Raw genomic sequence first — 15,025 nt, 5'->3', positions numbered from 1 at the left:
TCCTTTATTTAAAATGTTGAAGTACTAGCTGCTACTGCGACCACCGGTCCCGTACTAAATGTTTTAGTGATTGTTTGGGTAACCGGAGTTCCATCGTTTTTAACAGCGGTAACCCAACTGTTTCCTACGTACTCTTTTAATGTTGCTGTTACCGTAAATTTATATCTGCGATTGTACAGTAAATCATTAATTACAGGATCTGGATCTGGTGGTAAGTCGTCATAATCACTGCTAGGTGTTACCGGAAATGAGGTAAGAGAACTAGGTCCAGCAACTGCGGTTGTAGTAGATAAGCCAGATATTCCCATTGCAGGTGAAGAAGTATATACTGAAGCTGCTGGGGCAATTCCTAAAAGCCCAAAACTAGGTGCAGGTGGCATAGCTACTGCAGCTATAGTAGCTGTCATTGTACTTGCTTGTTTAATATATAAGTATTCACCGAGGTTATTTTGTTTTTGTGCTAAGTTTACAAATTCCCAAGCTCCTGTCGTTTCATTTTCAATTTTAAATGATTGAGTTTTTACCATTTTGAAAGTACGCATTTCTACGGTACCGTTTGATTGTTGCTCGCTGACATCAAACGCAACGTCTGGAGTTAAACCAAATTTTGCAATAACAGGCTGCTGTAAAGGGAAATTAGCACCAGGACTGGCTTTTACATAAGTAATTAATGCATTTTGCTGTTCTGCAGCGGCATCTCCTTGTGTCACTGGCGCACCAGAACTCGCACTACCATTGTTACAATAAGTTCCGTATTCAAAAGCTTGATAAAAGTCAAATGAAATAAGATCATCAAAAAGACCTACTTCACCTTCTACCGCACCAGCGGCATAGACTGGTTTTGGAAATTCTCCCGTTATCCAGGCGCCAGCTTTTATAGATGCGATGTTAATATTCCATTTTGTACTTCCGTTCTTTTTATATCTTGTTACTCTAGCACCAGCAGTACCGTACATTCCTAATCCACCTTTTGCTCTATAACCGTTGATACCTAATGGAGTGTATCCTCCACAACTACCTACATACTGCATGTAAGAGAGATGTAGTTCTGCTCCAGCGGCTAGATCCCATCCTAAGACATGTTTTTTTTCTCCGCTATTGAATTTTGTGACTTTATATTCTCCACTTTTATCAAACATAAAACCTATTCCCATGGCAAATCCTTTTCCTTGCTCTGTATTACTGCCTACACCACCAGAACCAGTGGTTCCTGCATAAGGATAGTTCCCTACGGCACTGTAATAGTTATTCTTGAATCTCGTCGTAAATCCACCTGGAAATGGGATTTTATTTCCAAACATGAGATATTCATATAAGGAAACTCCACTTATATTAACGGTATTTAAATAATCGGGTTCTCCAAATTTGAAGAACCATTCATTCTTCTTTCCATCAATATCAAGAATCAAGTTCATAGGTGATGGAGTCGTGATAGGTGGTGCATTTATATTTACAGCTGCGGTTAAAATAAATTTCTTGTTTGGAAAATTGTAACTAACACCTACGGCACCATCTATTTTGGCTTTGCTGCGATCTACAATTTTTGCTCCTACAAAGAAGTCTCCGGTAAAAGCAATATTGGTCATACCGCCACTACCAGAAAATGCAGCCAGTAGTCCTACGTCTGCGTTAAAAGTCTCTTCTTTAGGAGTCGTTGCGATAACTGCATTTGCTCTGAAACCTAGTTGATCATACTCTGGTGTGAATATAAAATCACTTCCATCAGGCGTCGCAATCATATTTTGAAAAGCTCCACCGCCAAAACCTCTAAAGGCAATTCCTGGTAAAAATGTAATTCCTGGAGCAGGGAAAGTTGCTGCAGCTTCAACACGCCAGTATCGGTAAGGACTAGTGTGGTTGTAAGTGGTATTTCCGAACTCTGCCAGTGCACTCACTTTAATACCACCAGCTTTAAACTCGGCCTCTAGCGTTCCTAGAAACCCATTTCCATATACAGGATCATTAGTCCTAAAAGCAATCATTCCATCTATTTTCACGGCTGCTAAATCTGCAGAGACATGAATTTCATCTATGACTACACCTAATAATTCTGGATCAAAAGTTTTCCCACCACTAGATTTAGTATCTGTAATGGCTCCTTCTATTCCTAATGTTGATCGTCCTCCTATTTTCTTTGAGAGATTGAAAATCAAATCAAAATTTAATTTACCGCGCATTAATTGATTGCCAGTAGTAGTCATTTGATTGAATTTAATTTCTTCAATCGTCACAGGGAAATTTGCAGCTTTCTTTTGTGGACTTGCAAAAGCCCAGTTTCCTGCATCAAAGGATAATTTATTGCTGGATAAACTGCTGTCATAATCAAATCCTAACCCTTCAAATCCTAATGCCATGTTGATTTGATCTACAGGCCCTACGGTAGCATCTTCCCACGCAAAATCACCATTAAGATCCATGGTAAAGGTTCTTTTATCTTTATCAAAGTAACCTGATAAGTTTGAAGTCTCATCAAGAGTAAATTGTCCACCACCGAAAAGATCATTCTGTATAGGTTGATCTGGTTCTAGAATTATTTGAAAATTGTTATTCAACGCTGGATCTAACGGGTTATTAAACAAAGCAGTATAGGCAAGTGAGTTATCAATTCCATTTCCTTCATTTACTGGTATAGCGATACGACCTTCAACGCCAGCTTCTACAAAATTGCTAGATAGTATTTCTAGATAAATACGATCTACACTAGCAACCATATCACCAACTTCCGCACCGCCGAAAGCGATGAGATTTTCTACCTCAGCAGTTAGTGTGATTCCAGTATCATCTATGATCATGTCATTAATGCTCACTTCTATAGGACCACCACTTGGTGTATTCATTTTATTAGGAGAGAATTTTACCGTTAATTCATCCATATAAAAACCTCTAAAAAGATTGGTAGTTTCACCAGTGTAAATTGGAGGAAAGGACATTCCAGGCGTGTTCATGGTATCAGACATATCCATGGCAATCTCGTCGGCAAGAATAATAAAGTCATGTGCTCCAGAATCTGTAGGTGTACCATTATCTGGGTCGGGTATTGTAGCAGATAATATAGATTCTTCAAGATTACCAGTAAGTACTATTCCTTCCCATGCAGTTCCTGCGCCTACCAGGTTTGCTGTTGATTTTTCTGTTCCATCAATTTCATCTACAGGAATTAACCATTCTCTAGTAAAATCTACATCCAGTTCAACAGCATAGTTAGTAATTCCTGAACTGCCCCATTCTATAAAACAACCAGGACTAGTTCCTGGTACTGGAGCTTTAAATGTGAAGGTGATTTTATTATTGACGTTTCCTATAGTAATATCTTCAAGTAGTTCTAGTCTTTCTGGTGGCCATACAGGTGCTGCTAGATGAAAGTCTGTATCACAGGCTTTAAATCCTAATACTTGATCTGGATTCACGTCTGGCTCAAATTGTTTGATGACTAGTAAATTAAACTCTGATTTTGCAGGTTTAAAAACCATAGAACTTACTGCGATAATATCACCACCAGGAAATTCAATTCCAAATGGAGCTTCTAAAGGTGCAAGAAAGGGTAGTGCAGGTGTGTACTCAACGATAGCTCCATCTGTGGTTAACCAATCTTGAATATCATCGGCATTATCGTGTCCCATTCCTACACATCCATAAGGATAAGCAGGCGCTGTATCGGCTACTATTACTGTGATTTCTCCAGAAACAAGATTTGCATCTGCGTCTACGGTAATATCGGTGAATTCTACAGCCACGTTTGCGAGTAACCATGGGATATGTGTGATTCCAGTTCCAGAATATGGGCCATCTCCTGAGATGCTGTCTATGACTATTTCAAACTCACCTTGTCCATCCACATGTTCACCTGCAAAAATGCTATCTCCATCAGCGATGTCTCCATCTCCTTCAGCTGCAGTATTTAATGCTAACCATTCTACAGGCACCGGTAAACACTTAGTTACCTCACACGCTTGACCATCGCTTGAAGGGAATAAAGGCGTTATGGTAAAGGTTACACATATTTCAGATGGAATTTGATGATTTTCTGTATCATAAGCATGTGTAAAAGGTCCAGCATTTACTATAGACTCTTCGTCATGGTCATCGTCCCAATTAATGTTGACTTCCATAGAGTGAGTAGAAAGGCTGTAATTACTATTACAATTTAATAAGTAATCTCTATAAGCCGTAATTCCGCCGAATAAAATTTCTCGAGGTTCCTCGACAACATCTGGTCTTAATAAGGTAAGTGCTGGCTCAGTAAGCGTTGTGTCATCATCACATTCACATTCTTCTGTCCCGTTTATCGCGTTATATGCATCATGTGGTACAGGCACGTCTTGTGTGAAATAACAATCTATCCCAGCATTATCATTTATAATATGAAAAGTTACGGTCACAAATTCTGCTAGTGGTTGATCTGTGTCCTCTAGAACGGTAAACATATGTGTGTTACTAGGGTCATTTATAGCATCTGGTATATGCCATTCATGTGTTACTGTTCCTGTAAAAAAATGTTCTTGATAATTATATTCCTGATGCCCATCCATATTTTCCATACCTTCAAATTGTTCATTTGTAGCCATACAATCTATAATGGATTGTAGAACTGCTGGTGAACCAGGAATAGTGAGTGTATGTTCTGTGCCAGCTCCATTTGCGGTATAGTCCATGGTAAGATCTGGAATAGTCACACTGCTTTTATCTAGACAATCACATTCTTCTTCACCAGCTTTGTCATTTGTGTCAGCAGCATCTTCATTTTTAGTATATAAGTCAATTAAAGCCTCGATGGTCTCATCAGGTAATGGTATACAATAGGTTTTCTGACAAATAATTTTTTCGCCATCTATCTTACGTTCTGTTACATAGGTCAGACATATCTCCGTTGGAATATCAGGTCCGTCCATGCAGTCTAAAGAGTAATTATGAGATAAGAATTGCATAGATCCATCATCACCATATGGATAAGGAGATACCGCTCCATTGTATCTAGGGCTGCCATCTATAATAGGTTCTTCTTCATGCTCACTGTCATAGCTTATAAATAATTCTATATTCGGTCTTTTATTAGTGTTTCTGGAATCATATACATAGCTATCTAATTGTTCTGTAAAATCGCTAATTCCATCTAGATATAGGTTAAGAGGATAATTTTCTTCATCTGGATCCATAACAAATTCTAAAGCGTCTTCAAAATCATCTTGTGAAGGGAAATCACAACCAGTTAATTTTTTAGATACTTGAACTTCACAGCTTTCTCCAGTTTGTTTATTAATTAATTTAAAATGAACTGTTACCTCATCAGGTGTAGAGATATCATGGCGTTCAGGAGTCCGTTGATGATCGTTATTGTTATAATCATGCCTTACACTTGATGTATTAGGAGCTATCATTTCCATATTATGGGCGTCACAACCCCAATCGATGTAAGTAATTAATTGATGCTGACTTAGAGAAATAGCACCAGGATATTGTGATAAAAATTGATTTTGAACTTGCATTAATCCTTTTAACTCTATATCAGCACCATTATCTTTATTGTCAAAAGAGAAAAATAAGTCATTGCCATCTGTGAATGGATTTGGTTCACATTCCCAAGGAATAGGAACTTTAGGATTTTTATTATCGCCACTTAAATCGTCATTGCTACGTTGATCTTTATTATTGCTTGTAAAATCATTGTTATTACTTTTTTCATCACCGCTTTTATTATTGCCGCGTACGGTAAACACTCCATAATCTACAAAACCATTGTTTTTTTCTCGATAAGTATTACCTTCTCTAGTCATAGGTTTAATTCCCCAAACATATTGTTGATCCTCATCTGGTGCTGGGATATCTAGTGGCCATATGAATTGCGTCCCGATGGTTACTTCTTCTTCTATAATCGGGTAATTCACACTGAATGCTTGACTAGGCGTTTGTCCAGGCTGCACTTCACTTACGGCAATTAGGTAAGTGATACCAGTCATGGCATCTGGTACAGGAACTAGTGGTGTCCATTGAAACATGAGACTGTTAATCAATAAAGGATCGATTACTTTATCATCTACAGGTGAAAGTAGTTCTGGCATTTGATAATCTGTAATGATCATAGGTCTACAGATTTGTTCTGGTTGCGTTAAACTGCGACCTTCTTGATCTAATAACTCTACACAAAAACTGTAGGAGCCAGGTGGTAACATACCAGTGCGAGACACTTTATCTTTAAACTTAGCATCTATAAACTGTACCGCAGTATATGGGATCAACTCATCTGCAAGAAATGTTTCTGTACCTAGATCAGCCGTCATATATGGTACAGATCTATCGGTAGTTAATTTTACATCACCATCTAATAGTAGACTAACTTTAATTTGGTAATCGATAGTCAGACCAGCAACTGGATTAGTCACCGTTAAAATGGCGAGATTATTACGATTTACCCATTCACTTAATTCTGGAGTAGGATTTGAATCTACATTAAGTGTGGCTTGTAATTGTGCTTGAGCCCATTGACAACAGCATGCGAAAACTAATATTAATAATATCTTTTTCATAATCCAGTGTATTAAAATCGTTGTTGAATAGAGAATTGAACTCTATTTTGATCCAGTGCGGCACCAGGTTTAGAATTACCGTATCTGAAATTTGTGTAGCGATACTGCAGTTTACATTGCAGTTTTTTAGTCAGTTTATAACCCAATCTTAGGTTTAAATTTTTTCTATAATCTGTAGTGAATCCAGGAACGTCTACATGAGCAAAGTTGAATCCTATGGAAGGCGTTAATTTTTTATCTAGCATTTTGTAGCTGGCTATAAGACCATAATTCAACATGGTAAAATCTCCAGTAGGTAATTGGTTTTCTAGATAGATGCCTTGTAAACCGATGCTCAAAGGCTTTTCTAAGAAAGAGATATTATAATTGATAGAGTAGGTGGTATTTTCCGCTTTCGCGAAAGCGTTACTAACGACATCAAATTGCTCAAAACTGGTCAGCGCCACATTACCTGTAATAAGGTGCATGTACTTTTCTGTTTTAAACGTGTAGGAAGGCGATACCGTGATGGAATTATTGACTAGTTCTATGCGTTGATTCAATATGTTAGCATCGTTTTTGAATCCAAAGTTGCTGTAATTGAGGTTGACAGAGAAAGATTCTGTCACTTGCGCAAATAGGTTTGCATTAGAAATAATGCGTTCTGAAGACGATAATTTTGTATCGTTTAAATTATTAGTTCTTATACCAAAACTACCTGTAAAGTTTACTTTGTTGTCAAATAGTTTCATACCAGTATTGACCTTATAATCTAGGATGTCGCGTTCTACAAATCGATATCCCACAGGTAAAAATCCTGGACCTATATATTGTACTTCACCACCTAATTGAAATTTATCTCCTTTCCAGTCTATACGTGTGTTATGAGAGAAGTCTGCGGTAGTACTTGCATTAACGGTGATAAAATCTTCTACTGCCGTTATGTAATCTTCATCGATGACTCCATTATTAAAGAGATCTTTGGTAAATATAGATCCAGCAGTCTCTGTACGGATGTTTAATTTTTTAAACACCTTAAATTCTGCGTAGGGTGAAATGGTCAAACCTTCAATAGGTTCTATTCCTATGGGATTAGCAAGAACAGAATTTTTATGATCTCTCACACGTACTACGTTAATTGTGAATTTAGAGCCTTCTATTTTTCCTACTCCTATGCGTGCCGTGATAATACTTTGTTCATAGGCGCCAGGTACGTTTAATAATATATCTGGTTCGATAGCACGTTGAGATTTCCCTACTGCTGCAGATAGAATAAATTTACCTGGGTTTATTTCTAGACCAACTCCAAAGATGGGAATGTCACCAGTAGTTAGTGGTGTGTACATAGGTGTTTGCGTACCAAAAAAGCCTTGAGCCCATTTGTACTTAGGATTGATACTTATGTTGTTTGCTGGATTTTGAATATAATCTAGAGCACTTTCTTCTGGTACACTAGGTAAATTATAAATAACGTCTTGATTAGTAACGTTGACACTTATAGGTATACTAAAGTGCTTGCCAAAGTTGATGCTCATTTGAGCGTTAAGTCTTAATAGATTTTCGGGATATCGAGGTCTAAAACTTGCATAGTTTTCTTGTGTATAAGAATAGTAGTCATAGTAAAAACCTAAACTTCCTGTAACCTGAATAGGTGACTTTTTATCTTCTTTTTCATCTTGTGCCTTACTAACATGAAAACCCATCAATAAACACAATAATAATGTAAAAACGATTTGAACATTCCTCCCCATAATGTTGTAGTCTTGATAAAAAGTCACCTTCAATTAAATAATTAATTCAGGCTTCTTCAATTTAACAAGAACAATTTGAGACTTTCATTAAGAAAAGACAATCGCTATTTATTCAATGGTTGGTTTCATTCCATGAAATGCTTATTTGGTTCCTTAACATATTTTAACATTCTTAGAGATTTACCAGTAGAGGATAAATTGAGTGTAAGTTTTAAAGTATCTGATAATAATCATTTTAAATACGGATATGATTAGTGATACTTCTAAAAAACGAGTTAATTCGTAATTAATTAAGAGTATTACCAATGATGTGTCTGTATATTTAAAATAAAAAATGAGTTCAGAAAACCTATACCAAAGAGAAGCTTTAGAGAAATACTTAGAATTATCCAGATCGATTGAGACCAGTATGATGCTTACTAATCTAGGGTCAAAGCCAGTCGACAGTATACCGATGACGCCTAAGAGAATTAATGATAATGGATCAATCTTATTTTTCAGTAAAAGCACGAGTGATCACAATAAAAACATCGAAAAAGATGCAGATACTCAATTGATTTTTAGTGATATAAAGTCTAAAGAGTTCTTGAGTGTTTATGGATCTACTAGTATTAGTAAGGATCCTATTTTAATTGAAGAGCTTTATGGAAATCTTGATAATAATTGGTTTGATGGAAAAGATGACACAACAATAACGGTATTGACCTTCACACCAGAACAAGCGCAGTATTGGGATACTAAAACAAATTCAATTGTAACCTTAGCAAAATTAGCCTACACTGCTATTACAGGCGATGAAACAGAAATAGGAACTAGTGGAAGTTTAAAATTATAAAACCAACGATATGAATATTTTTGAAGCTCTAAGAAAAGATCATGAAATTCAGAGAGATCTTTGTGATCAACTAGTCCACACATCTGGTGAAACAGCATTGAGAAAGAACATGTTTAATAAATTAAAACATGAATTAGCCATTCATGCAGATGCTGAGGAAAGACATTTTTATGTTCCATTAATTGAATCTGATCTTACTCAAGAAAAAGCTAGACATAGTATTGCCGAGCATCACGAAATGGATGAGCTAGTTGAAAAACTAGAAGAAACAGACATGGATAGCAGTGCATGGCTCAAGTACATGAAAGAGCTGGCACATCAAGTAGAACATCATCTTGATGAAGAAGAACAAGAGGTCTTTCAACTAGCAGGTAAAGCTCTTAACGAAAAAGAAAAATCTAGTCTAGCAAAAGATTATCAAGAATTTATGGAGCAAAACAGATAGTTATATCTGAATATCATGAAAAAAAAATCCGATCAATCGATCGGATTTTTTTATAAATAGCTTTCAAAGCGTGAAGATGATGAAGTATTATTCACGTCTTCGTCATCATAATTTTCATGATCATCAATAGTCTTGCGTTTGTAATCGCTATAGCCGTTAGGTGAAAATGTGTAGTTCATCTTTTTTATTTTAAAATTAAGAGAAATGTCTATTTCAGATTTTTAATAAATTCTTAATTGATAATCTATTAACATAACTAACAAATGGACTTAACATATCCATTTACAATTCAGCAGCAATCTCTTCATGAATCACGTTTTGCTCACCATATTTTTTAAGGTAAGCTCTGATAATTTGATTGGTATGAAAGTTTGCTGCCTTGCGGTCTATAAAATCTTCACAGTCTGATAAAGAGTTGATCGTTGCATAACGATCTACATAACCATAGCCTTGATATTCACCATCTTTTACGAGAATAAAACAGGATTCTTCATGGGTTCTACCAGGCTGTTTAATGATGTAATTAGGATTCTGATTATGTAAAGATTCTATCGCCTGTTGTGCACGCAAATTGTATAAAGAAACAAGCTCTTCTTTTTTACACACGCCTTTACAGTTCTTTAATTTATAATGTGATGTACAATCCTCTTTGGTTTTAAAGCTACAATATCGAGGACACAGATTATAATCTGCACAAAGCTGTTCTAGTTGCTCTACAGCATGAGCGCGGTTATAATGTGTCACTACAGAATAATCATAGGACTTAACTAATCCTACTGCAAATTGAATAATCCCTAGCTGATTTTTATAATGCAGGATTTGATAGGCTGGTTTAGGCTTTTTTTGAACCACATTAAACTGAGGATAATGTTTTTTAATCAAATCAGATTCTTGCAATAAAGCAACCAGCTCATTACCCGTCACGATATGATCAATATGAAAAATCTCTTGACACATCAAGTAAGACTTAGACGTTTTAGAATAGAAATGAGATAATACACGTTTACGTATATTAATAGCTTTTCCTATGTAAATGATTTTATGTCCTTTATCTTTAAAGATATATACACCAGCGGTTTCAGGTAATTCATCAAATTGTGAACGTTCCAGATGTGGCGGAAAAGTTCCTTCTTTAAAAGTACCTTTAATAAATTTGTCAAATGTCACACCATCATCATCTATTGCGAGTAATTTTTTAAAAAGGATGACTGTTGCATCGGTATCACCTTCGGCGCGATGTCTATTGATTAATGGAATGCCTATTGCATCACATAATTTTCCCAGACTATACGACCTCATTCCAGGTATTAATTCTCTAGATAATCTTACCGTGCATAATTTTTTACGTTTAAAGTCATGATGTAGTCTTTTAAACTCGTTGCGCAATACGTTGTAGTCAAAGTTGACATTATGTGCTACAAAAATACAATCCTTGGTAAAGTTCAAGATCTCTTCGGCAACATCTGCAAATACTGGTGCATTGGCGACCATAGCATTATCTATACCTGTTAAAGTCGTAATGTAATCTGGGATTAAAACTTCTGGGTCAATTAAAGAGCTGTATTTATCCAGTATGGTATCGCCTCGCATGCGTACTATGCAAATTTCGGTCATACGATTACCGCTCATACGGTTACCAGTAGTCTCTATGTCAACGACACAATATAAATTTTCAAGATGATTCAAATGCTGTTATTTGGAAATGTTCCAAAATTATGGAATAATTCCAATTAATATAGCTTCAATTGGATTTTTAACATATAGCTAAAATCCAGCACGAACTACGAGAATCATCCTTGCTCAAGAATTTAATACTTCGTAATCGTTATTTGAGCGATATAGGTAGCATCTATAGGTAGTATGCTAAATAATTCTCTACTACCAGCACCTTCTACAACGGCAGCTTTTAAACCTAGGCTCACTTGATCTCCTACATCATAATAGCGTATGTCTGTGGCATAAAAAGGAACGCTAACAGGAGAATCTACAGAGCCTCTAGGGATACCACCAAATATTCTAAAACTATCCGTCTCAGTAGTACCTGAAAGTTTCAAATTATTAAGATAAAGATTGATAAAAAAAGTACTTGATCCTGAAATAGCAACAGTAGAGTTGACTTCAAATCTATAAAAACCAGCCTTTTTAATCTCAAAATATTCATCTCCTAAAACTGTTGTTCCTGTTGGGTCTTCTAATTCTACTAGAGATGTATTATTGATATTAACTTGTGGTAGTTCTAAATGAAATCTTCTTTCCTGTCCTGTAGCACATGGGATACAATCACTAAAAAACACATTACCACCAGAACCAAATTTTGCATTAAACGCCAGTTGAGGAATCCCCACATTTTCTACTGCCTGATCAATGGTTACATTCACTACATCGCCATTGGAATCTCTCGCCAGCAATCGGTTTTGAGCATCTGTACTTGTACCACTAGGTGCATCATCGATACGTAAACCGCCTGCAACATGTAAATCATTTTGAGGATTTACTGTTCCGACACCTACCTGTGCTTGTGCAATACAGGATAGAGACAAAATAATAATGAAGCAAAAAGAATTCATGAAGGTTTGGTTTAAGTACTAGAGTCTTTCAATAATACTCTACTTAAACATAATAGCTCATTGATTACTAGATTATTCGATTAAAAGAAAACTTTTAGAGATATGAGGTATTTTCTTTCATAACGATCTATGAGCAGAATTCTTGCACTATCAAAATAGCATTCATGGGCGATATTCTAGATCGTCAGTTTTGTTGTTGATTCAAAAAATCGTGTTGTATGGATTGCGATTATACCAGATCCTTTTCATTCTTAACTACTACAGCTCAACATGCTACAACCTACTTTGTTGCGAGCCCAATCTGGTCGCAGATCATACCATTTGTCAAATTCTGGTTGCTCGTCATACGGTCGCTGCAACATTTTGTAGACATCGTTTAATAAAGTATAATCTCCTTTGTCGGCATCATCGATAACCAGTTGTGCCATGTAATTTCTAAGTACGTATTTAGGATTTATAGCATTCATTTGTTGTTGTTTCGCTTTCGCGAAAGCGATACCATCCATACCCAACGCGTCCTGTTCTAGCTGTAATCGTTTTAAGTAACGTTCTAACCATTCTAGCCAGCTCCATTGATGAGGCTCGCTGATGTTCTCAAGATCATAGAAAGCCATTGAAATAGTTACAAAAGCTTTATCGGCATCCATTTGTGGTTCAACTAAAGATAATTCTCTGAAGAACAAGGTCATGTCGGTCTCGTGTAACTGTAGATGATGTTCTAAAGTAGCGATAAGCTCTTGATCATTTTCTTGCGATGTTTGAAGACCCAATTTACTTTGCATCATCCTGAGATATTGAGACTGATAATTTGCTTTATAATCGTTTAAAATCTCCTCTAATGCAGTACCATCATTAATTAATTCATACAAAGCATTTGCCAGTTGTAATAGGTTCCATAAACCTATCTCTGGCTGCGCACCATAGCGGTATCTCTTGTTTTGTCGGTCTGTCGTGTTAGGTGTCCATCCATGATCATAAGGCTCTAGCCAGCCATAAGGTCCATAATCTATGGTAAGTCCTAGAATAGACATATTATCGGTATTCATAACACCATGTACAAATCCGACACGTTGCCAGTGAATGATGGTATCGAGTGTGCGAGCGGTAACTTCTTTAAAGAATTGTAAGTAAGCCTCTTTACCGGTCGTGGTAATATGACTGTAAAATGTTTTAATGGTATAATCTGTAAGCTGCTTTAAATACTCTGGATTGCCTTGCGCTGCCGCCCATTCAAAATTCCCAAAGCGTATAAAACTAGGTGCCACACGACATACAATAGCGCCTTTTTCATGTGCAGCATTGCCATCGTACAACATATCACGCAACACCTGATCACCACTTAAAGACAATGATAAAGAACGCGTGGTAGGTATGCCCAGATGATGCATCGCCTCGCTACATAAATGCTCGCGTATGCTACTGCGCAGCACGGCAAGTCCATCACCACTACGAGAATATGGAGTAGGACCAGCACCTTTTAACTGTAATGCCCATCGCTGGTCATGTTGCAACATTTCAAATAAATTGATGGCACGTCCATCACCTAACTGTCCAGCCCAATTGCCAAATTGATGTCCGGCATATGCCATCGCATAAGGTGCAACGCCATCAGGGAATTCTTGTCCAGTTACTATATTTTTAAAAGCAAGAGACTGCACTTCTTCGTTTGTAAAACCCAGCTCTTGTGCTAGCTTAGATACATGAATGACTTGTGCGTTTTTAAAAACTAAAGGTTGCGATAGGGAATAAGCAGCACCAGTAACTTGTCTGGTGTAATTTTCTGTTATTGGGTCCTGTGGTAACGCGTCTGTAAAGCTGTTATTGATATGAATGTCGTGCATCATACAAAGGTAGCAGAATTGTAAGGAAACTAGATTTAATGATATGCCAAACCATATATAATGGGATCTCAAAAATTTATCATTAAAGGAGTGATATTGTAGTTTTTAAAACCATAGTCTCAATTCCTACCCAATCTCTTTAAAATTTAAAAGAATTCGTATTATTGAAAACCAACTCATTAATAACACGACATGAAAATTTTAAAAGCCTTAAGTATTACCGCAGTTTTATTGCTGTTTCTAACCTCTTTTACATCATTACTGGGCGATAGTCCTCATGTAGGTCGTTGGAAAGGTGAGGATAAAAGCAATATAGGCTTTCTAGAACTCACCAGTGATGGGTATGCAATCTTAGAATTTAATGGATCTAAAATGGGTGGGAAATCCTATTTCCATGACGGAAAAGAACTCGCTATGACTTATCAAATTGATGATAAGCAATCACCTATAGCTATCGATTTGATAAGAATCGATAAAAGTGATGATACAGAAGTAGGACGTCTTAAAGGAATTTTAGAAATGAAATCAAAGGATCAATTACATATAGCCTTGGGTTTTGGTCGGGAAGCTCGTCCTACAGATTTTACCACAGACGCATTACTTTTCAGTAGGGTGAAATAAGTAGCCTTTATAAACCAATAAGGTAATAAGTGATTAATTTTGCGATTAAAAAATGACCCTTTGAACTGCCCTTGCGATTCCCAGCGACTCTATAAAAACTGTTGTGCCATAGCACATCATCACATCAACGACGTGAACACAGCACAACAATTGATGCGATCGCGTTATAGTGCTTTTGTAATGGGTGATATCGATTATCTACAACGCAGTCATCACAGCTCTAAAAGACCTAGTAAAAAAGAAGCTCGCGAGATGAAACAATGGACTCAGTCTGTAGAATGGGTAAAATTAGAAGTGTTGCAAACCAGTCATGGGCTTAAAGATGATCTTACCGGTACGGTAGCGTTTAAAGCATTTTATATGGAGAATGGTCGATTAGAAATTATCCACGAGCATTCTAGATTCTGTAAAGAGAATGGACATTGGGTCTATTTAGACGCTTTGGTATAATGTGCAGATGGGTTG

At 36.6% G+C, this 15,025-nt stretch carries 10 protein-coding genes; 4 read left to right on the top strand and 6 right to left on the bottom strand.

Annotated elements, in window-relative coordinates; genetic code table 11:
* Positions 1-8: 8 nt before the first annotated feature.
* Positions 9-6,521 carry a hypothetical protein gene (locus IL45_RS04915; RefSeq protein ID WP_036581028.1) on the bottom strand — a complete coding sequence of 2,171 codons (6,513 nt, stop codon included), beginning with the start codon at positions 6,519-6,521 and terminating at the stop codon, positions 9-11.
* 11 nt (positions 6,522-6,532) lie between these two features.
* Positions 6,533-8,284, bottom strand: a complete 1,752-nt coding sequence (locus tag IL45_RS04910; RefSeq protein ID WP_146128655.1) for a hypothetical protein — start codon at positions 8,282-8,284, stop codon at positions 6,533-6,535.
* Positions 8,285-8,585: 301 nt separating this feature from the next.
* Here IL45_RS04910 and IL45_RS04905 point away from each other — a divergent pair, with 301 nt between their 5' ends.
* On the top strand, positions 8,586-9,086 hold the full coding sequence (locus tag IL45_RS04905; RefSeq protein WP_036581025.1) for a pyridoxamine 5'-phosphate oxidase family protein: 501 nt from the start codon (positions 8,586-8,588) through the stop codon (positions 9,084-9,086).
* Positions 9,087-9,096: 10 nt separating this feature from the next.
* On the top strand, positions 9,097-9,531 hold the full coding sequence (locus IL45_RS04900; protein WP_036581024.1) for a hemerythrin domain-containing protein: 435 nt from the start codon (positions 9,097-9,099) through the stop codon (positions 9,529-9,531).
* A gap of 50 nt (positions 9,532-9,581) precedes the next feature.
* On the opposite strand, the gene IL45_RS15330 is transcribed toward IL45_RS04900, so the two are convergent.
* From IL45_RS15330 to IL45_RS04885, 4 genes are all read right to left on the bottom strand, one after another.
* On the bottom strand, positions 9,582-9,710 hold the full coding sequence (locus IL45_RS15330; protein ID WP_262496349.1) for a hypothetical protein: 129 nt from the start codon (positions 9,708-9,710) through the stop codon (positions 9,582-9,584).
* A gap of 103 nt (positions 9,711-9,813) precedes the next feature.
* Positions 9,814-11,217: an exonuclease domain-containing protein gene (locus IL45_RS04895; RefSeq protein WP_036581023.1), complete on the bottom strand. Its 1,404-nt coding sequence runs from the start codon at positions 11,215-11,217 to the stop codon at positions 9,814-9,816.
* Positions 11,218-11,339: 122 nt separating this feature from the next.
* Positions 11,340-12,098 carry a hypothetical protein gene (locus tag IL45_RS04890; protein WP_146128654.1) on the bottom strand — a complete coding sequence of 253 codons (759 nt, stop codon included), beginning with the start codon at positions 12,096-12,098 and terminating at the stop codon, positions 11,340-11,342.
* Positions 12,099-12,349: 251 nt separating this feature from the next.
* Complete coding sequence (locus IL45_RS04885) at positions 12,350-13,939, bottom strand: protein adenylyltransferase SelO (RefSeq protein ID WP_036581020.1); 1,590 nt, start codon at positions 13,937-13,939, stop codon at positions 12,350-12,352.
* A gap of 192 nt (positions 13,940-14,131) precedes the next feature.
* Here IL45_RS04885 and IL45_RS04880 point away from each other — a divergent pair, with 192 nt between their 5' ends.
* Both IL45_RS04880 and IL45_RS04875 read left to right on the top strand, forming a co-directional pair.
* Positions 14,132-14,560, top strand: coding sequence for a hypothetical protein (locus IL45_RS04880; protein WP_036581017.1), 429 nt, complete (start codon positions 14,132-14,134; stop codon positions 14,558-14,560).
* 60 nt (positions 14,561-14,620) lie between these two features.
* Positions 14,621-15,010, top strand: coding sequence for a YchJ family protein (locus tag IL45_RS04875; protein ID WP_036581015.1), 390 nt, complete (start codon positions 14,621-14,623; stop codon positions 15,008-15,010).
* The last annotated feature ends 15 nt before the right edge of the window (positions 15,011-15,025 follow it).

The organism is Nonlabens ulvanivorans, from assembly GCF_000732625.1.
Taxonomy (GTDB): Bacteria; Bacteroidota; Bacteroidia; order Flavobacteriales; family Flavobacteriaceae; genus Nonlabens; species Nonlabens ulvanivorans.
This window is presented reverse-complemented; position numbering and strand designations above follow the sequence as displayed.

What these genes read in the sequence shown, in the direction of transcription:
- IL45_RS04915 (WP_036581028.1), bottom strand. Translation starts at nt 6,521, where the DNA reads ATGAAAAAGATATTATTAATATTAGTTTTCGCATGCTGTTGTCAATGG.
- IL45_RS04905 (WP_036581025.1), top strand. Translation starts at nt 8,586, where the DNA reads ATGAGTTCAGAAAACCTATACCAAAGAGAAGCTTTAGAGAAATACTTA.
- IL45_RS04900 (WP_036581024.1), top strand. Translation starts at nt 9,097, where the DNA reads ATGAATATTTTTGAAGCTCTAAGAAAAGATCATGAAATTCAGAGAGAT.
- IL45_RS15330 (WP_262496349.1), bottom strand. Translation starts at nt 9,710, where the DNA reads ATGAACTACACATTTTCACCTAACGGCTATAGCGATTACAAACGCAAG.
- IL45_RS04890 (WP_146128654.1), bottom strand. Translation starts at nt 12,098, where the DNA reads ATGAATTCTTTTTGCTTCATTATTATTTTGTCTCTATCCTGTATTGCA.
- IL45_RS04885 (WP_036581020.1), bottom strand. Translation starts at nt 13,939, where the DNA reads ATGCACGACATTCATATCAATAACAGCTTTACAGACGCGTTACCACAG.
- IL45_RS04880 (WP_036581017.1), top strand. Translation starts at nt 14,132, where the DNA reads ATGAAAATTTTAAAAGCCTTAAGTATTACCGCAGTTTTATTGCTGTTT.